This window comes from Nocardia sp. IBHARD005 (genome assembly GCF_052814245.1).
In genome coordinates, this window is sequence record NZ_CP199935.1 from 1591356 (window position 1) to 1608353 (window position 16998).

39 protein-coding genes are annotated in these 16998 nt (G+C 66.9%); 37 read left to right on the forward strand and 2 right to left on the reverse strand.

Features of this window, described 5'->3' with window-relative positions:
• Positions 1 to 35 precede the first annotated feature (35 nt).
• Positions 36 to 347, reverse strand: coding sequence for a helix-turn-helix domain-containing protein (locus ACTWPB_RS07350; protein WP_446224924.1), 312 nt, complete (start codon positions 345 to 347; stop codon positions 36 to 38).
• 434 nt (positions 348 to 781) lie between these two features.
• Positions 782 to 1051 (reverse strand): helix-turn-helix domain-containing protein, encoded by a 270-nt coding sequence (locus ACTWPB_RS07355; protein WP_446224925.1) that lies wholly within the window; start codon positions 1049 to 1051, stop codon positions 782 to 784.
• Positions 1052 to 1181: 130 nt separating this feature from the next.
• Between ACTWPB_RS07355 and ACTWPB_RS07360 the strand changes: the two genes are divergently transcribed.
• The 37 genes from ACTWPB_RS07360 (at position 1182) to ACTWPB_RS07540 (ending at position 16681) form a co-directional block, all read left to right on the forward strand.
• Positions 1182 to 1421, forward strand: coding sequence for a helix-turn-helix domain-containing protein (locus ACTWPB_RS07360; RefSeq protein WP_446224926.1), 240 nt, complete (start codon positions 1182 to 1184; stop codon positions 1419 to 1421).
• Positions 1418 to 1564, forward strand: coding sequence for a hypothetical protein (locus tag ACTWPB_RS07365; RefSeq protein ID WP_446224927.1), 147 nt, complete (start codon positions 1418 to 1420; stop codon positions 1562 to 1564). The genes ACTWPB_RS07360 and ACTWPB_RS07365 overlap by 4 nt, the downstream gene beginning before the upstream one ends.
• A complete protein-coding gene (locus ACTWPB_RS07370; protein WP_446224928.1) occupies positions 1561 to 2298 on the forward strand; it encodes a phage antirepressor in 738 nt (245 codons plus the stop codon). Before ACTWPB_RS07365 ends, ACTWPB_RS07370 begins: the two co-directional genes overlap by 4 nt.
• A complete protein-coding gene (locus tag ACTWPB_RS07375) occupies positions 2295 to 2600 on the forward strand; it encodes a hypothetical protein (RefSeq protein WP_446224929.1) in 306 nt (101 codons plus the stop codon). Before ACTWPB_RS07370 ends, ACTWPB_RS07375 begins: the two co-directional genes overlap by 4 nt.
• A gap of 68 nt (positions 2601 to 2668) precedes the next feature.
• Positions 2669 to 3058: a hypothetical protein gene (locus ACTWPB_RS07380; RefSeq protein ID WP_446224930.1), complete on the forward strand. Its 390-nt coding sequence runs from the start codon at positions 2669 to 2671 to the stop codon at positions 3056 to 3058.
• A complete protein-coding gene (locus ACTWPB_RS07385; protein WP_446224931.1) occupies positions 3055 to 3285 on the forward strand; it encodes a hypothetical protein in 231 nt (76 codons plus the stop codon). The genes ACTWPB_RS07380 and ACTWPB_RS07385 overlap by 4 nt, the downstream gene beginning before the upstream one ends.
• Complete coding sequence (locus tag ACTWPB_RS07390; protein ID WP_446224932.1) at positions 3282 to 3518, forward strand: hypothetical protein; 237 nt, start codon at positions 3282 to 3284, stop codon at positions 3516 to 3518. Before ACTWPB_RS07385 ends, ACTWPB_RS07390 begins: the two co-directional genes overlap by 4 nt.
• Positions 3518 to 3769 (forward strand): hypothetical protein, encoded by a 252-nt coding sequence (locus ACTWPB_RS07395; protein ID WP_446224933.1) that lies wholly within the window; start codon positions 3518 to 3520, stop codon positions 3767 to 3769. Before ACTWPB_RS07390 ends, ACTWPB_RS07395 begins: the two co-directional genes overlap by 1 nt.
• Positions 3766 to 4044, forward strand: a complete 279-nt coding sequence (locus tag ACTWPB_RS07400; RefSeq protein WP_446224934.1) for a hypothetical protein — start codon at positions 3766 to 3768, stop codon at positions 4042 to 4044. The genes ACTWPB_RS07395 and ACTWPB_RS07400 overlap by 4 nt, the downstream gene beginning before the upstream one ends.
• Entirely contained in the window at positions 4044 to 4241 is a 198-nt protein-coding gene (locus ACTWPB_RS07405) for a hypothetical protein (RefSeq protein ID WP_446224935.1), read from the forward strand. Before ACTWPB_RS07400 ends, ACTWPB_RS07405 begins: the two co-directional genes overlap by 1 nt.
• Positions 4234 to 4518, forward strand: a complete 285-nt coding sequence (locus ACTWPB_RS07410; RefSeq protein WP_446224936.1) for a WhiB family transcriptional regulator — start codon at positions 4234 to 4236, stop codon at positions 4516 to 4518. The genes ACTWPB_RS07405 and ACTWPB_RS07410 overlap by 8 nt, the downstream gene beginning before the upstream one ends.
• On the forward strand, positions 4511 to 4900 hold the full coding sequence (locus ACTWPB_RS07415; RefSeq protein WP_446224937.1) for a hypothetical protein: 390 nt from the start codon (positions 4511 to 4513) through the stop codon (positions 4898 to 4900). The genes ACTWPB_RS07410 and ACTWPB_RS07415 overlap by 8 nt, the downstream gene beginning before the upstream one ends.
• Positions 4897 to 5325: a hypothetical protein gene (locus ACTWPB_RS07420; protein ID WP_446224938.1), complete on the forward strand. Its 429-nt coding sequence runs from the start codon at positions 4897 to 4899 to the stop codon at positions 5323 to 5325. The genes ACTWPB_RS07415 and ACTWPB_RS07420 overlap by 4 nt, the downstream gene beginning before the upstream one ends.
• Positions 5322 to 5519 (forward strand): hypothetical protein, encoded by a 198-nt coding sequence (locus ACTWPB_RS07425; protein WP_446224939.1) that lies wholly within the window; start codon positions 5322 to 5324, stop codon positions 5517 to 5519. The genes ACTWPB_RS07420 and ACTWPB_RS07425 overlap by 4 nt, the downstream gene beginning before the upstream one ends.
• The gene (locus ACTWPB_RS07430; RefSeq protein WP_446224940.1) at positions 5497 to 5715 is read left to right on the forward strand and encodes a hypothetical protein; all 219 of its coding nucleotides are present in this window, start codon (positions 5497 to 5499) and stop codon (positions 5713 to 5715) included. The genes ACTWPB_RS07425 and ACTWPB_RS07430 overlap by 23 nt, the downstream gene beginning before the upstream one ends.
• A complete protein-coding gene (locus tag ACTWPB_RS07435; RefSeq protein ID WP_446224941.1) occupies positions 5708 to 6556 on the forward strand; it encodes a PD-(D/E)XK nuclease family protein in 849 nt (282 codons plus the stop codon). The genes ACTWPB_RS07430 and ACTWPB_RS07435 overlap by 8 nt, the downstream gene beginning before the upstream one ends.
• Complete coding sequence (locus tag ACTWPB_RS07440; protein WP_446224942.1) at positions 6553 to 7215, forward strand: hypothetical protein; 663 nt, start codon at positions 6553 to 6555, stop codon at positions 7213 to 7215. The genes ACTWPB_RS07435 and ACTWPB_RS07440 overlap by 4 nt, the downstream gene beginning before the upstream one ends.
• The gene (locus ACTWPB_RS07445; RefSeq protein WP_446224943.1) at positions 7212 to 7574 is read left to right on the forward strand and encodes a hypothetical protein; all 363 of its coding nucleotides are present in this window, start codon (positions 7212 to 7214) and stop codon (positions 7572 to 7574) included. The genes ACTWPB_RS07440 and ACTWPB_RS07445 overlap by 4 nt, the downstream gene beginning before the upstream one ends.
• Positions 7571 to 7933 (forward strand): HNH endonuclease, encoded by a 363-nt coding sequence (locus ACTWPB_RS07450; RefSeq protein ID WP_446224944.1) that lies wholly within the window; start codon positions 7571 to 7573, stop codon positions 7931 to 7933. The genes ACTWPB_RS07445 and ACTWPB_RS07450 overlap by 4 nt, the downstream gene beginning before the upstream one ends.
• Entirely contained in the window at positions 7930 to 8667 is a 738-nt protein-coding gene (locus ACTWPB_RS07455) for a hypothetical protein (RefSeq protein ID WP_446224945.1), read from the forward strand. Before ACTWPB_RS07450 ends, ACTWPB_RS07455 begins: the two co-directional genes overlap by 4 nt.
• Before the next feature lie 68 nt (positions 8668 to 8735).
• On the forward strand, positions 8736 to 9089 hold the full coding sequence (locus tag ACTWPB_RS07460; RefSeq protein ID WP_446226257.1) for an ECF-type sigma factor: 354 nt from the start codon (positions 8736 to 8738) through the stop codon (positions 9087 to 9089).
• Positions 9086 to 9949 carry a helix-turn-helix domain-containing protein gene (locus tag ACTWPB_RS07465; RefSeq protein WP_446224946.1) on the forward strand — a complete coding sequence of 288 codons (864 nt, stop codon included), beginning with the start codon at positions 9086 to 9088 and terminating at the stop codon, positions 9947 to 9949. The genes ACTWPB_RS07460 and ACTWPB_RS07465 overlap by 4 nt, the downstream gene beginning before the upstream one ends.
• Positions 9946 to 11250 (forward strand): AAA family ATPase, encoded by a 1305-nt coding sequence (locus ACTWPB_RS07470; RefSeq protein WP_446224947.1) that lies wholly within the window; start codon positions 9946 to 9948, stop codon positions 11248 to 11250. Before ACTWPB_RS07465 ends, ACTWPB_RS07470 begins: the two co-directional genes overlap by 4 nt.
• Positions 11247 to 11423, forward strand: coding sequence for a hypothetical protein (locus ACTWPB_RS07475; RefSeq protein ID WP_446224948.1), 177 nt, complete (start codon positions 11247 to 11249; stop codon positions 11421 to 11423). Before ACTWPB_RS07470 ends, ACTWPB_RS07475 begins: the two co-directional genes overlap by 4 nt.
• Positions 11420 to 11623, forward strand: a complete 204-nt coding sequence (locus ACTWPB_RS07480) for a hypothetical protein (protein WP_446224949.1) — start codon at positions 11420 to 11422, stop codon at positions 11621 to 11623. The genes ACTWPB_RS07475 and ACTWPB_RS07480 overlap by 4 nt, the downstream gene beginning before the upstream one ends.
• Positions 11620 to 12030, forward strand: a complete 411-nt coding sequence (locus tag ACTWPB_RS07485) for a hypothetical protein (protein ID WP_446224950.1) — start codon at positions 11620 to 11622, stop codon at positions 12028 to 12030. Before ACTWPB_RS07480 ends, ACTWPB_RS07485 begins: the two co-directional genes overlap by 4 nt.
• Complete coding sequence (locus tag ACTWPB_RS07490) at positions 12030 to 12464, forward strand: hypothetical protein (RefSeq protein WP_446224951.1); 435 nt, start codon at positions 12030 to 12032, stop codon at positions 12462 to 12464. Before ACTWPB_RS07485 ends, ACTWPB_RS07490 begins: the two co-directional genes overlap by 1 nt.
• On the forward strand, positions 12457 to 12798 hold the full coding sequence (locus ACTWPB_RS07495) for a hypothetical protein (RefSeq protein WP_446224952.1): 342 nt from the start codon (positions 12457 to 12459) through the stop codon (positions 12796 to 12798). The genes ACTWPB_RS07490 and ACTWPB_RS07495 overlap by 8 nt, the downstream gene beginning before the upstream one ends.
• Before the next feature lie 87 nt (positions 12799 to 12885).
• The gene (locus ACTWPB_RS07500) at positions 12886 to 13221 is read left to right on the forward strand and encodes a hypothetical protein (protein ID WP_446224953.1); all 336 of its coding nucleotides are present in this window, start codon (positions 12886 to 12888) and stop codon (positions 13219 to 13221) included.
• Positions 13214 to 13543 carry a hypothetical protein gene (locus ACTWPB_RS07505; RefSeq protein ID WP_446224954.1) on the forward strand — a complete coding sequence of 110 codons (330 nt, stop codon included), beginning with the start codon at positions 13214 to 13216 and terminating at the stop codon, positions 13541 to 13543. Before ACTWPB_RS07500 ends, ACTWPB_RS07505 begins: the two co-directional genes overlap by 8 nt.
• Positions 13544 to 13615: 72 nt before the next feature.
• On the forward strand, positions 13616 to 13846 hold the full coding sequence (locus ACTWPB_RS07510) for a hypothetical protein (RefSeq protein ID WP_446224955.1): 231 nt from the start codon (positions 13616 to 13618) through the stop codon (positions 13844 to 13846).
• Entirely contained in the window at positions 13839 to 14357 is a 519-nt protein-coding gene (locus ACTWPB_RS07515; RefSeq protein ID WP_446224956.1) for a hypothetical protein, read from the forward strand. The genes ACTWPB_RS07510 and ACTWPB_RS07515 overlap by 8 nt, the downstream gene beginning before the upstream one ends.
• A complete protein-coding gene (locus tag ACTWPB_RS07520) occupies positions 14350 to 14871 on the forward strand; it encodes a hypothetical protein (protein ID WP_446224957.1) in 522 nt (173 codons plus the stop codon). The genes ACTWPB_RS07515 and ACTWPB_RS07520 overlap by 8 nt, the downstream gene beginning before the upstream one ends.
• Positions 14868 to 15158: a hypothetical protein gene (locus ACTWPB_RS07525; RefSeq protein WP_446224958.1), complete on the forward strand. Its 291-nt coding sequence runs from the start codon at positions 14868 to 14870 to the stop codon at positions 15156 to 15158. The genes ACTWPB_RS07520 and ACTWPB_RS07525 overlap by 4 nt, the downstream gene beginning before the upstream one ends.
• Positions 15155 to 15352, forward strand: coding sequence for a hypothetical protein (locus ACTWPB_RS07530; protein WP_446224959.1), 198 nt, complete (start codon positions 15155 to 15157; stop codon positions 15350 to 15352). The genes ACTWPB_RS07525 and ACTWPB_RS07530 overlap by 4 nt, the downstream gene beginning before the upstream one ends.
• Positions 15353 to 15362: 10 nt before the next feature.
• Positions 15363 to 16130, forward strand: coding sequence for a hypothetical protein (locus ACTWPB_RS07535; RefSeq protein ID WP_446224960.1), 768 nt, complete (start codon positions 15363 to 15365; stop codon positions 16128 to 16130).
• 14 nt (positions 16131 to 16144) lie between these two features.
• Entirely contained in the window at positions 16145 to 16681 is a 537-nt protein-coding gene (locus ACTWPB_RS07540) for a GIY-YIG nuclease family protein (RefSeq protein ID WP_446224961.1), read from the forward strand.
• The last annotated feature ends 317 nt before the right edge of the window (positions 16682 to 16998 follow it).

Consider the following 16998-nt stretch of genomic DNA (forward strand, 5'->3'; position numbering starts at 1 on the left):
GTCGAGTTATTGATCGGCAATCGCGTGGGAATCTTTCAGTCACCGAGCGCAGTTCGCCATACATCGGCGGCTCGCTGTGCGCGATCAGGGATTTCGCCGCGGGCGATAAGTTGGCGACCCTCGATAGTGAGGACTTCCGGCTCTATTCCAACTGCGTGCGCAATGCTATCCATCTCCGGGGCCGTGACTGGCCTGTGTCCCTGCTCGATGTTGCGCAAGATGCTCAGCGGGATGTCGGCCAGCTTCGCTAGCTGGCGCTGAGTTAGGTCAGCTGCTTCGCGGTGCGCCTGAATCGTAATGGCATGTGCGACACGTAGTCTCCGGCGGCGGTCCTTCGGCTGGTCCAACTTGTCACACGCCTCTCGTAGAATCGTGACCTCGTGTGTATGCGCACAGTCATATGACTGTTCAGCATCTTGGCATAGTCGCGTGGCAACCCATGGGATATGCCGCAGTTACCGAAATGTTACGCGAACCGTACCCATATTTGTGTACTTGAAACATAAAGCGGACTAGGGTTCGAAATATTGGTGCACTGATCGGGTGTCGCGATCGGGACGAACGTTGCGAGGGGTTCTCAGTGAAAGATTCAGCGCCAGGCTCGGATTCAACGACGCATCTCGGAGCCGGTGTTTCCACTCAAGCGGATGTCGCGTCACGCCTTCCAGCCGGAAATATGAAGGACGCGAAGGGGTGGGCGAGGATTCAGCGCGGTCCGCGGCTTGACAGCGTGGCAGCCCTTATCGTCACTGCAAACCTGCGAGGCGTCAGGGCGAGTGGGCTACTTCATCGCAGCTTGGGCCGCGTCAATGAAGGCGCCGGCGCTGACGCCGAGAGCGGCCGAGATGGCGTACAGCTGACTTAGCGTCATGTCCCGGGACCCGGTCTCGATCCGGCTAATCGTGTTGGTGCTCAACCCTGCGGCCGCGGCCAGCTCGGACTGTTTCAGGTCTGCCCGTGCGCGCTCTGCCCGAAGGTGAGCCGCTACCGCCCGCTGGGCCGCCTCGATGTGGTCCGGCCCGGGCGCGACGGTGTCATCTTCTGCGCTCATATGGGTGATTGTGACCCCCAAATGGGTGATTAGGCAACCCAGGACACGCGATTGTCCCAGACGCATTATTGCGAAGACACTCACCCGTTTTGTGTTGACGTACACCCGATTGGGTGATTGACTGTCTCTTATGGAGACCAGTTCAACCGGGTGGGTGTCCGCGAATCTGCGGGCTGCCCGTGCTAGGTCCGGTATCACCCAAGACGAGCTGGCGCACCGTTCGGGCGTCAGCGCGAATTCCATCACCCGATTCGAGCGGGGCGTTCGCGATCCTCGAGTCGGGCAGTTGATTCGGATTGCTCGCGCGCTTCAAGTCCTCCCGTCCTCCCTCATTGACGGCGCCGAGCCTGCATCCATGGATGCGGCATGAGTGCGCCGGTGGTCACCCCCGCAGAGCAGCGCTGGCTCGATGCGCAGCGCGCCAAGTGGGTGCCGCTGTCCGAGCGTCAGGCCCTCGTCATCCGCAACGCATTCCGCGAGCCCGCCCTCGACGGCAAGGAGTCTGCAGCATGAGCACCGACCTGATGCCCTTCATCTACGAGGGCGCAACCGTGCGCACCGTCGTCATCGACGGCGAACCATGGTTCGTCCTCGCCGATCTGTGCGCAGTACTCGGCGTCTCCAACCCGAGCAACGTGGTCGCACGGCTGGATCCGGCCACCGTGAATTCCCTCCGCCTGGCGGAGGGTAACCGCGGCAACCCGAACGTCACCGTGGTGTCCGAGTCTGGCATGTACGAAGTCGTCATCCGGTCCGACAAGCCAGGCGCCGTGACGTTCCGCCGCTGGATCACCAGCCAGGTACTGCCTGCGATCCGCAAGACCGGCGGCTACACCTCGGTACCGGCGCTCACGGACGACGAACTGATCCATCAGGCGCTCACCGTGTCCGCGCGGCGAGTGGCCGAGCTGACCGAGAAGGTCGCCGAGCTGGCACCGAAGGCCGCGATGGCCGACGACTTCCTGACCGCGTCCGGCGGTGCTCGTCTGGTGCGCGAGGTGGCGAAGCTGCTGGCCATGAAGGAGAAGGACCTTCGCCGGTTTCTCATCGACGAGGGCCTCGTCTTTGTCAGGCACTCCCCGTGTGGCGCAGTGCAGTACGACCACTACGCCCAGTTCGGACACCACTTCCAGGCCACCGAGCACGTCGTCAACCACACGTGGGGTTCCTGCACCCACTACACGCTGATGATCCTGCCCCGCGGTATCGAGCTGATCGAGAAGCGTCGCGCGGCGGTATCCGCATGAGCACCGTCCTCGGCTACGGCCTTCTCGCCGCAGGGCTTTGGTGCCTCGCGGCTGCCGCGATCTGCTGGCTCTTCGCCCGCATCGTGCGCAACCTCGCCAAGAACCCCCGCCCGGCGCACCCCCTTGCCGCCGAAGCGGGTCGGGCGCGTCCCGTCGGTGTAGCCCGCGGCCATCACGCCGTGTCGAGCTCCCGGCGGGGCACGCCCCGATCGTCCTCACGCCTGGTGCTCGTGCAGCCCCGACGTGAGGAAGGCCCTGCCGCAGGGGACGCGGCAGGGCCCACCAACTTCACCACCCCGTAAACGAGTTCGGCCGCCGGGGGTCCATCCCGACGGCCGTGCATCACATCTACTCAAGGAGCAGTCTACCCATGACGCCTCAGCAGTCTAAGTCTCGCGCCGATATCGGCAACCACCTGGCCGATGCCGTCGATACCGCGACCACTCACCCCTCCGAGGTAGCGGCCCCGATGGTCGTCGACGCCCTGACCGACGCCCGAGTATCGCTGCACTTCCAGGGCTTCGACGATGACAACCACTGGCTGGGTGAGCACCAGGCCAAGACCGATCACAACGACTACCTGGCGGTGACCCGCCTGGCCCAACGGCTGGTCGAGCGCCTGCACATCGAGACCGAGCCCGCTCCTGAGCCGACGGTGACCAGGGCTCACCACGACACGGTCGTCACCGCGATGGCCGAGCGCATCGCGCAGCTGGAATCCCAGCTCGAGGTGGCCAAGGCGAAGGCGGCGCAGGCATGAAGCTCCGCATCTTCGGGCGCCACGCCCGCCACGACTTCGCCGAGGGGCGCGAGACCGTCAAGGAACTGCTCGCCCGCATCGACGCCATGGACGTGCCCGCACCGCCTGCGCCACAGGACTATCCGACCGCGACGTACCCCCGGTTCACGCTGCGCCAGATCGAGCAGCGCGCCGACGGCACCGCGGTGCTCGTCTCGGTCACAGGCCTCGAAGGCGGTGTGCGATGAGCGCAGCCGATAAGCACCGCCGCGACGCGGTGAACTACCTCAGCCGGGCGTACGGCGCCGACCCCGAGCAGGCGACCCTCCTTGCGGCAATGGCGAACGCCGGCGCGCTGCTGGCCATCGAGGCCCGCCTCGGCGAGCTGGTCGAGGCGACCGCCCCGGTGACCGTGCAGCGGATCGTCAACACGATCGGCGACACCATGACCGGTAGCCCATACAGCGAAGGCGGTGCCTGATGAGCTGGCCCGAACCCGCGATGGTCGCCGAGTACAACCAGATCCGCGCCGATCTCTCCGCCCAGCTCGACCACATCGTCGGCTGGCTGCTCTCCCGGCACCTCGACTGCCCATGCGATGGGGACGTGGACGGCATGAGCCACATGATCACTCTCGCCCAGCAGCTCCTCGGCGAGTTCGATGCCCAAACCCTGGCCGCGCTGCTCACCGAAGCCGTTGCGCGCCTGGCCTTGTCGAAGGAGTGCCAGTGAATCCTGTCGCCCACTTCATCCAGGCCGCGATCGTCGGCGGCACCCTGCTGGCGATCTGCTACTTCCTCCTCGTCCTGATCCGCGCTGACCTGCGCGCCAACCCGGCGCGGGCCAAGCTGCCCGCGCCATGGGCTGGCACGGCAGAGACCCGCGCTTACATCGCCGCCCTCGACCGCGACGACGAGGACGACGGCGAGCCCGTCGAGACCGACCACACCCCGGACCCCGACCACATCCGCGACCTGCAGATCGCCCGTGAGCTGGGGGTGGCGTAATGGCCGACATCATCACCTGCACCTGCGAGTCCTGCGCTGTGCACCGCCTGGCTGAGGTCAACGTCGAGGCGGCCCGGTCGTCGCTGGTCGCCGCCCAGTGCACCCGGTGCGGCAAGACCACCACGGCGCGCGTGGGCATGTTGCTGGCCAAGCGCGGCGCCATCACCTGCGATCGGAAGGAGTGCCGTCGTGGCTGACCCGCATTGGCGTGATCAGGGGCGATGCACGACCGTCGGCCCCGACGTGTTCTTCGTCCGCACCCGAGCTAAGGCAGCGGACGCAATCGCGGTGTGCGAGCGCTGCCCCGTCCTCCTCGAATGCGCCGAAACCGTAGAGGCATCGCGCATCACCAGCGGTGTGCATGCCGGGGTGTGGTTCGGCGACAGCGCCGCCACCTCGGGCAGCACGGTCGCCCGCGCCCGCCAGGAGCTGAAGGCGCTGATCGACGACCTGAAGTCGGTGACTCATGGCTGACAACGGGTCGACGACACACGCGCTGAAGATCCGCTGCGACACCTACACCGAGCTCGGCATCCTGCCAAAGGGCATGACTGTGCTGGCCGAACCGAACGAGGACTACTCGGCGTGGGTGGTGGAGATGTCGTTGCCTCGTGCTGCCGGGATCTCGCACCCGCTGCCGCTGCCGTCGTCTGCCGTCTGGGGTGGCGGGCGGATGAAGCTCGACGCCCTCGACAAGGCCCGGTGCGCCCACCACGACTACAACTTTGCCCGCGAACTCCTCGGCCTCGGCCACCTGTCGGCGATCCGCTGGCTGCTGTCGGGGTACCGGGTCGACGAGAGGACCTTGATGCGCTGGGGATTCCGCAACATCGGCAGTGATGAGGCTGCCGCATGAGCCGCGAAACTGAGAGCGTCCACGGCCACCTGGTCCGCCGGTTCCTGGTCAGCATGCAGCACACCAAGGCCGACCGCGACTTCGCCGCACATCTGGCGCACTGCATCGCATCCGACCACGGTCTCGGTGTCGTCAACATCGCGCGCGACGCAGCATGGAACGGCACCGGGCTGTCATGGATGGTGGCTGGCGTCGCCGAGCTGGCAGTCGGAAAGGCCAGCGACATCGTCGGTGTGGCGTTGTTCAAGCGGCAGCTGACGGTGGCCGAGGCACGTCACCTCGCCGCGCAACTGCTCGACGCCGCTCGCGAGGCCGAGGCCGGACCGGTGTGGGAGAAGCACCGCGTGCGGATGGCCGCTTACCGGCCTCGCACGACGGCCGCCGCCGAGCCAACCGATCTCCTCGACCTGCTGGGGGCGCTATGAGTCGCACCTTCGGCTCCTCCTGGAACCACCTCGCGGTGTCGGTCGAGCCTGACGGTCGGATCGCGATCGAAGGATACGACCGGGAGTTGCCCGCGTTCCGCGAAACCCTGTCCGCCGCGCAGGCCGAGGCATTCGCCCTCGCCGTCATCGACGCAGTGAAGGAGGTGGCCGATGCCCGCCGTTCCTGGCGCTGACGATTACCGCGAGACCTGGGCCGACGGCACCAGTTCCACCGAGCTGGCCCTGGAGGAAACCGGTCGTGTCCTGGTCCGCGGCTACGACGGTTCCGACCTCATGCACTGCACCAGCCACACGGCCGCCGACGCGGTCGACATGGCAGAAGCGTTGCGGCTCATGGCCGCCCACTCCCGAGAGGCTGGCAATGACTGACTACAGCATCAAGCGCGACTTCTACGGCAGGCCCTGGGTCAGCCAAGACTGTGGCCCGCTGCGCTACGAGGACGGTCGCAAGACCCCCGTCAATGCTGTCGGCTACACCCGCGTCTCCACGCTGGCCGAGACCCTGGACGACAAGTCCAACCTCACCGCCTGGCAGTGCGCGAACGCCACCATCGGCGTGGTCCGTGACCCGTCGCTGTACGCCCAGATCGCCGCCCTCGCGTCGGCACATCGCGACCCGTGGAATGTGCCTGAGGCCAAACGCGAACTCAAACCGTTGGTCGAGCGCGCCCAGCAGATGGCCGGCGCGAGCGAAGCCGCCGGGTTGGGTACCTCGTTCCACTCGTTCGCCGAGCAGATCGACGCGGGAAAGACGCCCGAATTCGTTCCGCCGCCGCTGATCCCGTGGCTGGACAGGTACAGCGAGGCTATGGCGCCGTGGGAAGTGATCGACGCCGAAGGGTTCGTCGTGTCCGACGAAGTCCAGTCCGCGGGTTCCTACGACCGGCTGCTCCGCCATCGCGGGACAGGCCGGGTGGTGATCGCCGACATCAAGTCGGGAAAGGCTGACCCCGACTATCCGCTCAAGGTCACCATCCAGACCGCGATCTACGCGCACAGCGAACGCTACGACCAGGAGACCGGCGCCCGCTCCCCGCTCCATGTCGATATCGACCTGGCGCACGGCGTGCTGATCCACGTCCCGATCCGCACCGGCAAGCCCCGCGCCACGTTGTACCCGCTGGACTTGGCGCGCGGGTGGGAGCTGGCCAAGACCGCTCTCGCCGTGCGTGAAGCCCGTCGGATGCCGAAGTTGGAGGCGTTCGCGTGACCGAGCAGATGATCAAGCCGACAGGCCTCGAGCTGATGCGGCTTCCGTTCGCTGACCACCAGGTCTCACAGCTCCCGAAGCCTTACAAGAAGGAATCACCGAAGGCCGACTGCCGTCAGTGCGGCGGCTATCACGGGCTGCCCGCCATGCACCTGAACTACGTCGGCCACGCCGCACTCACCGATCGCCTGCTCGACGTCGACCCGATGTGGACGTGGGAACCGGTCGCGATGGATGACACCGGATTGCCGCGGCTCGATCGTAACGGCGGGCTGTGGATTCGACTCACTGTGTGCGGCGTGACCCGCTACGGGTACGGCGACGCCGACGGCAAGTCCGGCGGCAACGCGATCAAGGAAGCCATCGGCGACGCACTGCGTAACGCAGCCATGCGGTTCGGTGCGGCGCTGGACCTGTGGCACAAGGGCGACCTGCACGAGGCCGAGCAGAAGCGCGGGACACCGCCCAGCGCGGCCGACCTTGCCGCGCAGGCCGCGCATGCCGCCCGCACGGAACTGCGCGCCCTGCTTGACGACCGGGGAATCGACCCTGCCCTGGCGGTAGCTCGCTTCGCCGAGCTCGGCCACGGCGATCTCGCCAAGTCGCAGAACCCGGATCCCATCCGTGAGCTGATCGCGCACTACGAGGAGGGCAAGTGAGCGCGCCAACCACGCCGAACGCGGTCGTCCACCACCTGGCCGAGCTGGCCCGTCAGCTCGACGCCGTGACTGCCGAGCTGAACGAAGCCGATGTCGCCGCGGTCAACGCCAAGGAAGCGGCGAAGCTGGCCGAAGCACAGGCATTCCTGCGCGCCGAGGGCTCGGTCGACGCTCGCAAGGCGATGGCAGTCAACGCTACCCACGAGGTTCGCCTTGCCGCCGAGGTTGCCGAGGCACTGGTGCGCGGACTTCAACGCACCAGCCGCACGCTGCAGACCCGCATCGACGTCGGCCGCACGTTCTCGGCCACCGTCCGGAGCGAGATCGCCCTGTCCGGATCGGGGGCGTACGGATCATGAAGCGCCGCAACACCGGCCCGTCTCGTGCCGTCCTGGAGCTGGTCCTTGCTCGTGCTGGTCTGCGCTGCGAGCGCTGCGCCTGGCTGCTCCACGCGGGCGGACAGACCCACCATCGGGTGCCTCGCCAGATGGGAGGTTCGCGCGCCGAGTGGATCAACCGCCCACCCAACCTCGTTCGGCTGTGCGGTGGATGCCACCAATGGGTCGAGTCCTACCGCGCGTCGGCGATGGAAGGGGGCTGGCTGGTGCTGCGCCGCCACAACCCGGCCGAGATCCCCATCCACTCAGTGCTCCATGGCGTCGTCCTGCTCGGCGATGACGGCTCCCTGGTTCCCGCGCCGAAGGAGGCGACAGCATGACCGCGATCACCTACTACCAGGGCCGCAACAAGATCGAGACGACCACCGCCGATCTGTCCGCGCTGTACGCCGCCGCCAACGCCACCGAACCATTCGCGCGTCTCGCCGACACCGAGTGCGACAGCGGCAAGACGACAGACAATCCGTACTGGGAGCTTGTGCGTCTCCTGCCACGCGACACGGCGCCCTACGGCGACCCGTGGGCGGTCGAGAGCTACCAAGGGTACGGCGAGGGCAAGCCGTCGCTGCTCCATCGTGAGCCGCAGACCGTGTTCGCCTGGTCGATCCCGTCCCCAGCAGACCTGGCCTGGATGCTCGACCTGCTCGAAGGCCGCGACGTGGTCGAGATCGGGGCGGGAGCGGGCTATTGGGCGTGGCAGCTGCGCCAGCTCGGCGTGCAGATTGCCGCGGTCGACAACGGAACATGGACGTTTCCGAACTCATGTTCGCCGGTGGAGCACGGCGGTGCTGATACCGCTGCGCTGCATCCGGATCGGGCTCTGCTGCTGGTGTGGCCGCCCTACGGCACCGCGATGGCTACCGATGCGCTCGCAGCTTATGCCGGCGACCTCGTGATCTACGCGGGCGAAGGGGACGGCGGGTGCACCGGCGACCAGATCTTCCACGACCAGCTCGCCGCGGAGTGGACCGAGATCAGCCGCGCTCCCCATCACGCCACGTTCTGGGGCGTTCATTGCAGGCTCACCGCGTACCGACGGGCGGTTGCCGAGTGATCGCTGATGAATCGCTGACCTCACAGAAATTGGTGCGCGGCACCAGGATTCAGGGCGATCGGTCGGGTATGCTGGCGGGACAAACGAATACGAAAGCGGCCCCGGCCGGTGCTGGTAACACCGATCGAGGCCTAGCCCCCAACCACGCATCACCGCGGAAGGGAGGTGACCCCATGCTATCTGTGCTCGGGGACACTTCGCACGACCAGGCCCAAACTCATCTCGTAGCCATGCTCGATGAGGTTCGACGGCAGCAAGAACTCCTCAACGTCAATCGCGCCCGATACCTGGCGCTCGCTCGCCAGTACGGCATGACGAACGCCGAGATTGGCGAGGTTGTCGGCATGTCTGCCTCGGGCGTGAAGAAGGCCATCGGCCGCGCCGCCGGCACTCCCGGAATCGAATTCGGGGAGTGCGCGTGAACCTCGCCGCCGACAACTACTTCGCCGTCGTCCCCGAGTGGGTGATCGACGCCGAGATCTCCGACCGTGCCTTCCGTCTGTGGGCCGTGCTGCGCCGACGCTCGGACAAGTCCACCGGCTTCGCCCGAGAGTCGCGCACCAAGCTGGCCACCCGGCTGCGCACATCGGTGAAGTCCATCGACCGCGCCCTGCGAGAGTTGGAAGCAGCCGGTGCCATCACGGTGCACGCACGGTGGGCGAACGCGGCCGGGTCGTCTTACTCGTTCACCCGCGACGCCGAACATTCGGTGCGTGCGCCGAGCGGCTACGTCCTGAAAACCGCGTCACCGGTGTCGGGTAGCGACACCGGTGTCCCCACCCCCGTGGCCGACGACGAACCCCTCCCGGAAGCAGGGACACCCGCGTCGGGTAGCGACACCGGTGACGCGGGGGTAGGGACACCGGTGACCGGACGGGTAGGGCCACCGGTGACGCACGTTCTTAGAGAAGTAGTTCCAATAGAAATACTCTCGTCGGCGACGCCGCCGAAGGAAGAGTCGGCAGAGCCTGACCGAGCCGACGTGGATGCCCTCTGCAACCGTCTCGCCGACCGGATGATCGACAACGGGTGCAAGCCTCCAACGATCACCACCGCCTGGCGTCGTGAGGCTCGCCTGCTCCTCGACCGCGATGGCTACAAGCTCGACAAGGCGCTGCGGCTCATCGACTGGTGCCAGGACGATCCGTTCTGGCGCGCGAACATCCGCTCCATGGCCACGTTCCGCCGCCAGTACGAGCAGCTGCGCCTCAAGGCGACCAGTCGACTGGTCGGCACCCATAAGGCCGGGGCCATCGAGTCGGGTCGGGCGTGGCAGGAATGAGCGACGCACAGTCCTACGACCTGACCGCCGAGCAGGCGATCCTCGGTGCCGCGATGAACTCGCCCGAGCACCGCGACCTGTTCGTGTCGCTGTTGGCTGACGACTGGTTCAACCCGGTCCACCGCCACATCGCCGCGGTAATCACCGGCCTGCTGACCACCGATCGCCCTGTCACCCCGGAGACAGTCCTCGTGGAGGCGCAGTCACGCGGGCTCGTCCCGCACCGGGTCGACGTGATGAAGCTGATGAAGTGCCACGAGGTAGCGGCGCTTCCGGCGTCGGTGCCGATGCTCGTCGACCGGCTGCGCAACCTCGCCACCGCGCGTGCACTGTCCGGGATCGGTACCCGCCTGGCCCAGCGGATGGAGTCGGCATGGACCACCGGCGACGATCCCGCCGATATCGCCGCGGCCATCGCCGAGGTGCGCCGCGCCTGCGACGATGCCGAGCGACGCACCGCGGACCTGACGCTGCCCCCGCCGATGCCCATGGGCGACTTCCTCGCCATCGAGGATCTGCGGTCCTGGATCATTCCCGGCCTGCTCGAGCGGATGGAACGCATCGTCCTCACGGGCGCGGAGGGTGGCGGCAAGACCGTCCTGTGTAGCCAGCTCGCCTGCTGCATGGCCGCGGGGGTGCACCCGTTCACCGGCGAACCGCTCGGTGCAGGGCACCGGGGTATCCGGGTGCTCGTCGTGGACTGCGAGAACTCACCTGCCCAGTCCCGCCGACGGTTTCGGTGGATGGTGTCCATGGTCGACGCCGCCCGCACCAAGCATGGACTGACCGCGACTGAATGGTCCGACCAGATGTTCATCGAGATGCGCCCCGCCGGAATCGACCTGCTTTCCCCACGCGATACCGCCTGGCTCGACCGCACGGTCACCGCGACCTCGCCGGACCTGCTGGTGCTGGGCCCGCTGTACAAGCTCCACCACGCCAACGCCAACGACGAATCCGCTGCTCGCGAACTGGTGTGGCAGCTCGACCTGCTCCGCGAGAAGCACGGGTTTGCGTTGCTGACCGAGGCGCATGCGGGCAATGCCAGCGACGGCAACGGCGACCGCATGATGCGCCCGTCCGGATCGAGCCTGTTCCGCCGCTGGTCGGAATTCGGATTCGGCCTGCGCCGGGCGAAGAACGACCCTGGCCGTCCTCGCGCCGAGCTGGTCGACGTCGTGTCCTGGCGTGGGTCCCGCGAGGAACGAGCCTGGCCGACCCAGTTGCAGCACGGGACCACGTTGCCGTGGATGCCTGCTGATCCCGCCTACTACGACACCTTGCCCAGGAGATCCGCATGAGCTTCGACATCGCCCCGCACGTGATCGTCAACCACACCGCCAAGACCCTCACCGTCGGCGGCAAGGAATTCCCCTGGTGCATCACAAAGGAGGGCCCGCAGGTGCGGCACGAGAACGACACCGCGCTGGTCACTCTCACGTTCATGGCCGAGACGGCCGAGGAGATCCGGTGACCCGCCGCACCTTGACCCTGACCTGCGACTGGTGCGGAGCGATGGTCCGCCGGCACCTCACCGCCACCGAGGACCCCGCCGTCATCCACCCCCAGCTCCGCGCCGAGCTCGAGGCAGAGGGGTGGTTGCTTCGCGAAACCGACACCTGCCCCGAGTGCGCGCCTGTCCCGCTCACCATCACCGAGGAGATCCGAGCATGACCACCCCTACCCCTGAGGAGATCACCGCCGCCCGCGAACTGCTGCTCCGCGTGCCTGGCGTGGATGGCGGGCACTCCCTGAACGCCGTTGCCGAGATCGCCTCACCCCTGGTGCAGATGGCGCGGGAGCTTCGCACCTGGCTCCAGAGCTCAACTCGAACCCCGGACCTCGGCCAGCTCGCCAGCCAACTCGAATCTGTCGCTGCCCGTCACGGCCTGCGCATCACCACCGACCACGAACCGGCGCCACCTGGCTCACTGATCGGGTACACGCACGTCCGCGCATGCGGCGGGGACTGGGTCATCGCTACGCCCGCCCGCTTGTACTCGTCGAACGTTGTTCGAGCCGAGCGCCCGACTGGTTTGCGCACCGTCGCCCTGTACCTGCTCCCCGAAGGCGGCCGGTGATGACCACGCCCCGTGACCTGGTCGCCGACGCCCGCACCATGGCCGCCTTCGCCCGACCGCGCGGCGGCATCCCGTCAGGCGGGCACGCGCTCGCCGTCGCGGGCAATCTGCTCGCCGAGCTGGCCGACGAGATCGAAGCCCGCACCGAACGCCACAACCACCAAGTTGTCCGCCGTCGCACCGCCGAACGGACCATCGAAGCCCTGTGGAAGTCCCGCGCGAACTGGATGGAAAAGTACCGCCGCCGCGACCTGTTGGCCCGCCTGGACCGCACCGCCCGCCGCGACCAGCTCACCGCCGTCCGTTCCCTGGCTTCCCAGTGGGTGGCACAGGTACCCGTCGACGACGCTGCCGTGCAGCAGATCGAGGACGGGTGCGCCCTGCTCCTGCTCATCGACGGCCGCACCCTCCCCGAGGAGACTCCGAATGCCTGAACCGCACCGCATCAACTTCACCACCGGCGCGTCCACCGCGGTCGATGTGCCGAACACCGGGCAGACCCGGGACGAGGCGATCGAACAGGCGTACGCCGACCTCGACACCGGCCTGTGCCACCACTGCTCGTCGAAGGTCGAGCTGGGCGACTTCGAAGCCGAGGAGGACCGCTACGACCCGACGGCAGAAATGCGCACCACCCTCGACGCGGTCCGTGCCCTCGCCACCACGTGGGTGAACCAGCCCAATGTCCACCACGTCGATACCCGATACCGGCAGGCCAAGGACGGCCGCGACATCCTCGCCCTCCTCGACGGCAAGGCGGGTGCGTGATGGCCAGTGAATGCCTGTACCCGGAGCGCGATCCCAACACCGCATGTGGCTACGCCCACCGCGACATCACCGAGGAGACCGAAACCAATGGCTGACCTGACGTTCATCCGCTTCACCGAGACCAACGACAACGAGGGCGAGGTTTGGCACTTCTGGCTCCAGGCCGACGGCAACCGGCCTGCCCTCGAACGACTCGGCGACCTGCTCGACGCCGCAGCCACCGACGGATACGACTGCTACAAGCTCACCGACGTGGAGATGGACGAGGCAGGCGTTGACCTGTTGGTCGCCAACTGTGAGTCCGGGTACATGGACTACTCGAACAAGGTCGTCGGCACCCTCGTCATACCGGACGAGTTCGACATCGACAGCCTGTACAAGGGCGGCATACGGGACCTGTTCGAGGCGGTGTCCGGTGAGTGACCGCGACACCCTCGCCGAGCAATTCGACGCGGTTTCGCAGCGCGGCCACGGCCAGACCTTCCTGGCGCCGTTCTTCCGAGGCGCGGTGGACCTCGTCCTCACCGCTGGTTGGCGGCCACCCGCCCGCGAGATCACCACGGCCGCCGAACTGGCCGAGCTGCCGTCACGGTCCATCGTGTGCGACCAGGACGGCGACGCCTGGCAGCGCCACGGAAAATCCTGGGACTGCGCGCTGCCTGGCGGGCCGCCGCTGCCGTCCGGTGGCCTGTTCGCCACCGCCGAGTTGCTGACCCTCGTGTACGTCCCCACCGAGGAGGCGTGATGGACATATGGATTTGGGCGTCCCTCGCCGTCGGCTACGTCATCGGCGTCTTGACCACCCGAGGAGGGCAACGTGGCTAGCGCCATCCTGCGCCGCGCCCGGAAAGTCCATTGGTGCGCTGTTTGCGACCGCTACAGCATCGGCGCCGGAGACCTGTACCTCGTCGGGACCTGTTTCCCCAGTGAGGACGGCATGGGCGAGATCGCCCACCCGGTCCAGCGCGAGTGCCGTGAGTGCGCCGAGCGATACGGCCGCGGCGATCGATTCACCCAACCCACCGAGGAGGCGAAGACCAATGCCTGACCGACACGACGGTATGCGTGAGCGCATCACAGGGACCAGCTGGCTGGACGATCTCGCCCGCGCCTCGGTGGACGCGCTCGCGACCCGCCGTTCCCGCCGAACCTCCACCGAGGACATGCCGATGACCGCCCCCTGCTCTTGCTCTCCCGGTGCCTGCCATGGCGGGCACACCATCGACGTCGGACCGGTCACCACTACTCCGCCGACCGTCGCAAACGCCCAGCTGTGCCCTGTCTGCGAGTGCGGTGTGGTCGACGACCTCGTCCACATCGAACACGTCCACCTGGGCGAGGTGGCTGCCCACAACGAGTGCCTGCCCATCGACGTAATGCTCGACGCCATTCTCAGCGCCCGGAAGACGGCAGCCGATGCCCGTGCCCGCATCACCGAGCTGGAGGCCGCCGGCCGTGAGCACTTGCAGGTAGTCGAGTACCTGCACTACGCGCACGGCATCGAGATCGACCGCGACGACGACGACTTCGTGGAGTGGAAGGAGTCCTTCGGTGGCTGACCGAATGACTGACGAGCGCCTTCACCAGCTCGTCACCGACGACATCGTTTGCGTGCAGGACTGGGTGAGGTCGATGGCCGCCGAGCTGCTGGCCTCCCGCGCCCGCATCACCGCGCTGGAGGCCGACCTCGCCCAGGCCCGCCTCGACACCATGCCCGCATCCATCGACCACGACCAGGCAGGCGCGGAGGAGTTCGCCGAGCCGGAACCGCTGGGGTACCTCCCTGCGGTCACCTACAGCGGCGGCGCGCGGCGGCGGCTGGCACCTTCCGAACACCTGCCCGTATCCGACCAAGCCGTGCCCGGCGGTGTGGTGGCGTGGGCGTACGGCCCACCCGAGGCACCCGGCAAGCTCATCGGCCACGCCGTGTTCGTCAGCGACGGGGAGGGTTGGTTCGCCGACACGGTGAACCTCGACGGCAGCCCTGCTGCTGCCGATAGCCGCTGTCATGACTGGCTGACCGACAGCGGCTACCAGGCCATGGTGGTCGAGCTGCGTGAGGTGGGCCGATGACCCCCGAACAGATCCTCGCCGAGGCGATCGAGGTGATAGCGCGCGCCGACTTCGCCCACATCGAGATGGTCACCGCCTGCAAACACCAGCGGAAGCCACGACGGTGGGAGGACGCGCCGGAAGCGGATCGTGTGTTCCATCGCGAGCTGGCGGCCGTCGCGGCGGAGGCCATCGACAGAGCTGGTCTCCTGCCGGTCGCTGTGGAGACCGCGGTGTCCCTCGACGATGCCGGAGACCGTCGTACCCGGTACGTCACCGCCTGGCGCCCGCAAGTGGTGACCGAATGACCCGCGAACCGGTGTACGTCCAGTTCGAGGAAGCGGCACGCCGTCGCGCCGAACGCCTGCGCAACACCCCGCCGCGGCCGACCCCGCCACCACCCGCACCGATCCTGCCGCCCATCGAGCCCGACGACGAGCCGTACACCCCCGCCATGCCCGGCCTACTCGGCTGGATCGTCGCCCTGATCACCACACGCTGAGGAGGACCCGATGGCTGTAGCTCCTGAAGCCGATTGCCTGTACCTGTCTCGTCTGGAACAGAAGGACATCGTCGCGAAGCTCCGCGACATCCGAACCTGGCTGCTGCCGGAACTTGACACCGTAATCACACGACAAACCAGCTACGGCACCCCCAACACCACCCCTACCCGCAAACCAGGACGCACCGAGCAACCGCTCCCATACCACCAGGCTGCCGCCGACGTCGCCACCGACCTGTACGGGACGCTGCGCAGTTGGGTCGAACATGTTTGCAACAACCGGCACCGCCCATGGCCCGGAGACCTTCGCGCCGACGGCTACGCACGCTGGCTCGACCGCAACATCATCGATCTCGCGCTCTGCCAAGAAGCTCCAGACGCCGCCGACGAAATCCTCGACGCATACAAGCGCGCGGTGCGGGTCATCGACCTGCCCAAAACCCATACCTACCAAGGCGGCTGCGAAGTATGCGGCGGAGACCTGTGGGCTGTCCGGGGCGAATCCGAGATCACCTGCGGCCAATGCGCCGGCATGGTCAACCGATCTGACAACGACGCCCGGATCGATCGCGAGCTGGAGATCCGCAACTACACCGCATCCGAGTTGGTGGCCATCGCTCGAGACCGTCTCGGGGTCACGATCAAGCCGAAGACAGTGCACGACATGGGATACCGAAAGACGAACCCGGTTCTTGTCAGAGGGCACACCTACGATCAACAGAACCTCTACAACGCGGGAGACGTCTTGCGAGAACTTCGCCGAAGAGCTGTCGGATGAACACGCGAACGCGAATGCGGAAGCGGGAGAAGCCAGATTCAGCGACGCATATTCGCTGCCGTCACCCGCTGTGCACGGTCCGCGTCACCTGTCGCTACTACGACCAGCAAATATACCTCTGCCCTGAGCATGCAATTCAGGTCTGGCAGCGAGTGCAGGACATGATCGACCTGGAAGCCACAGGACCGATCGAGAAGAAGGAGAAGGCCCCGCACGAGAAGGGCCGCATCTACTACATTCGTGTCGCCGATCGAGTCAAGATCGGGTACACCACCGACGTTCACAGTCGGCTCGCGACCTATCCACCAGGTATGGAAGTCCTGTGCTTGCGAATCGGCACCAAGAAACTCGAAGCCGCAGAGCACAGGCGGTTCGCTGAATATCTGGCTGACGGGCGCGAATGGTTCATCCCTCATCCTGATCTGATCGCCGCGATCGAAGCGACCAGGGCGGGGCTCGAAGGGTGGGAAGCGGACTGGTACTTCCCCGAGTTCGTCGAGCGTAAGAAACACGCGCCGCACAAGGTGGAACACCGAACGCTGGCGGGTTAAGCTAGCGCTAGCGCGCGAGGTCGGCCTACGGCGGACCATTCGGCGCGAGACCTCCGAAGCCCGAGCCGATCCCTTCCCGGCTCGGGCTTCGCTGCGTCTACCCCCAAACCCAGCGCGTCAAACCGAAGTCATGCTCGGCAAGCAGCCCGAAGCGCCAACTTCCCGGCGCCGCAACCCCGTCCAATCGGAACACAGCGGGGGGCCACGCTGCGCGCTGCTCAACGTCGCACCAACCCGACGCGATCAACGACGCCGCCAGTGCGCTGCGGGTCTGGTGCGGCTCAAAAACCCCGGAAGCGGCTCGCATCGTTGCAGGT

Coding starts and splice junctions, on each gene's coding strand:
- ACTWPB_RS07450 (WP_446224944.1), top strand. CDS start 7,571: ATGAAGCGCCGCAACACCGGCCCGTCTCGTGCCGTCCTGGAGCTGGTC.
- ACTWPB_RS07535 (WP_446224960.1), top strand. CDS start 15,363: ATGGCTGTAGCTCCTGAAGCCGATTGCCTGTACCTGTCTCGTCTGGAA.
- ACTWPB_RS07380 (WP_446224930.1), top strand. CDS start 2,669: ATGACGCCTCAGCAGTCTAAGTCTCGCGCCGATATCGGCAACCACCTG.
- ACTWPB_RS07515 (WP_446224956.1), top strand. CDS start 13,839: ATGCCTGACCGACACGACGGTATGCGTGAGCGCATCACAGGGACCAGC.
- ACTWPB_RS07495 (WP_446224952.1), top strand. CDS start 12,457: ATGCCTGAACCGCACCGCATCAACTTCACCACCGGCGCGTCCACCGCG.
- ACTWPB_RS07500 (WP_446224953.1), top strand. CDS start 12,886: ATGGCTGACCTGACGTTCATCCGCTTCACCGAGACCAACGACAACGAG.
- ACTWPB_RS07420 (WP_446224938.1), top strand. CDS start 4,897: ATGAGCCGCGAAACTGAGAGCGTCCACGGCCACCTGGTCCGCCGGTTC.
- ACTWPB_RS07540 (WP_446224961.1), top strand. CDS start 16,145: ATGCGGAAGCGGGAGAAGCCAGATTCAGCGACGCATATTCGCTGCCGT.
- ACTWPB_RS07475 (WP_446224948.1), top strand. CDS start 11,247: ATGAGCTTCGACATCGCCCCGCACGTGATCGTCAACCACACCGCCAAG.
- ACTWPB_RS07435 (WP_446224941.1), top strand. CDS start 5,708: ATGACTGACTACAGCATCAAGCGCGACTTCTACGGCAGGCCCTGGGTC.
- ACTWPB_RS07375 (WP_446224929.1), top strand. CDS start 2,295: ATGAGCACCGTCCTCGGCTACGGCCTTCTCGCCGCAGGGCTTTGGTGC.
- ACTWPB_RS07470 (WP_446224947.1), top strand. CDS start 9,946: ATGAGCGACGCACAGTCCTACGACCTGACCGCCGAGCAGGCGATCCTC.
- ACTWPB_RS07405 (WP_446224935.1), top strand. CDS start 4,044: ATGGCCGACATCATCACCTGCACCTGCGAGTCCTGCGCTGTGCACCGC.
- ACTWPB_RS07370 (WP_446224928.1), top strand. CDS start 1,561: ATGAGCACCGACCTGATGCCCTTCATCTACGAGGGCGCAACCGTGCGC.
- ACTWPB_RS07365 (WP_446224927.1), top strand. CDS start 1,418: ATGAGTGCGCCGGTGGTCACCCCCGCAGAGCAGCGCTGGCTCGATGCG.
- ACTWPB_RS07395 (WP_446224933.1), top strand. CDS start 3,518: ATGAGCTGGCCCGAACCCGCGATGGTCGCCGAGTACAACCAGATCCGC.
- ACTWPB_RS07425 (WP_446224939.1), top strand. CDS start 5,322: ATGAGTCGCACCTTCGGCTCCTCCTGGAACCACCTCGCGGTGTCGGTC.
- ACTWPB_RS07415 (WP_446224937.1), top strand. CDS start 4,511: ATGGCTGACAACGGGTCGACGACACACGCGCTGAAGATCCGCTGCGAC.
- ACTWPB_RS07385 (WP_446224931.1), top strand. CDS start 3,055: ATGAAGCTCCGCATCTTCGGGCGCCACGCCCGCCACGACTTCGCCGAG.
- ACTWPB_RS07460 (WP_446226257.1), top strand. CDS start 8,736: ATGCTGGCGGGACAAACGAATACGAAAGCGGCCCCGGCCGGTGCTGGT.
- ACTWPB_RS07525 (WP_446224958.1), top strand. CDS start 14,868: ATGACCCCCGAACAGATCCTCGCCGAGGCGATCGAGGTGATAGCGCGC.
- ACTWPB_RS07390 (WP_446224932.1), top strand. CDS start 3,282: ATGAGCGCAGCCGATAAGCACCGCCGCGACGCGGTGAACTACCTCAGC.
- ACTWPB_RS07455 (WP_446224945.1), top strand. CDS start 7,930: ATGACCGCGATCACCTACTACCAGGGCCGCAACAAGATCGAGACGACC.
- ACTWPB_RS07485 (WP_446224950.1), top strand. CDS start 11,620: ATGACCACCCCTACCCCTGAGGAGATCACCGCCGCCCGCGAACTGCTG.
- ACTWPB_RS07355 (WP_446224925.1), bottom strand. CDS start 1,051: ATGAGCGCAGAAGATGACACCGTCGCGCCCGGGCCGGACCACATCGAG.
- ACTWPB_RS07530 (WP_446224959.1), top strand. CDS start 15,155: ATGACCCGCGAACCGGTGTACGTCCAGTTCGAGGAAGCGGCACGCCGT.
- ACTWPB_RS07430 (WP_446224940.1), top strand. CDS start 5,497: ATGCCCGCCGTTCCTGGCGCTGACGATTACCGCGAGACCTGGGCCGAC.
- ACTWPB_RS07360 (WP_446224926.1), top strand. CDS start 1,182: ATGGAGACCAGTTCAACCGGGTGGGTGTCCGCGAATCTGCGGGCTGCC.
- ACTWPB_RS07490 (WP_446224951.1), top strand. CDS start 12,030: ATGACCACGCCCCGTGACCTGGTCGCCGACGCCCGCACCATGGCCGCC.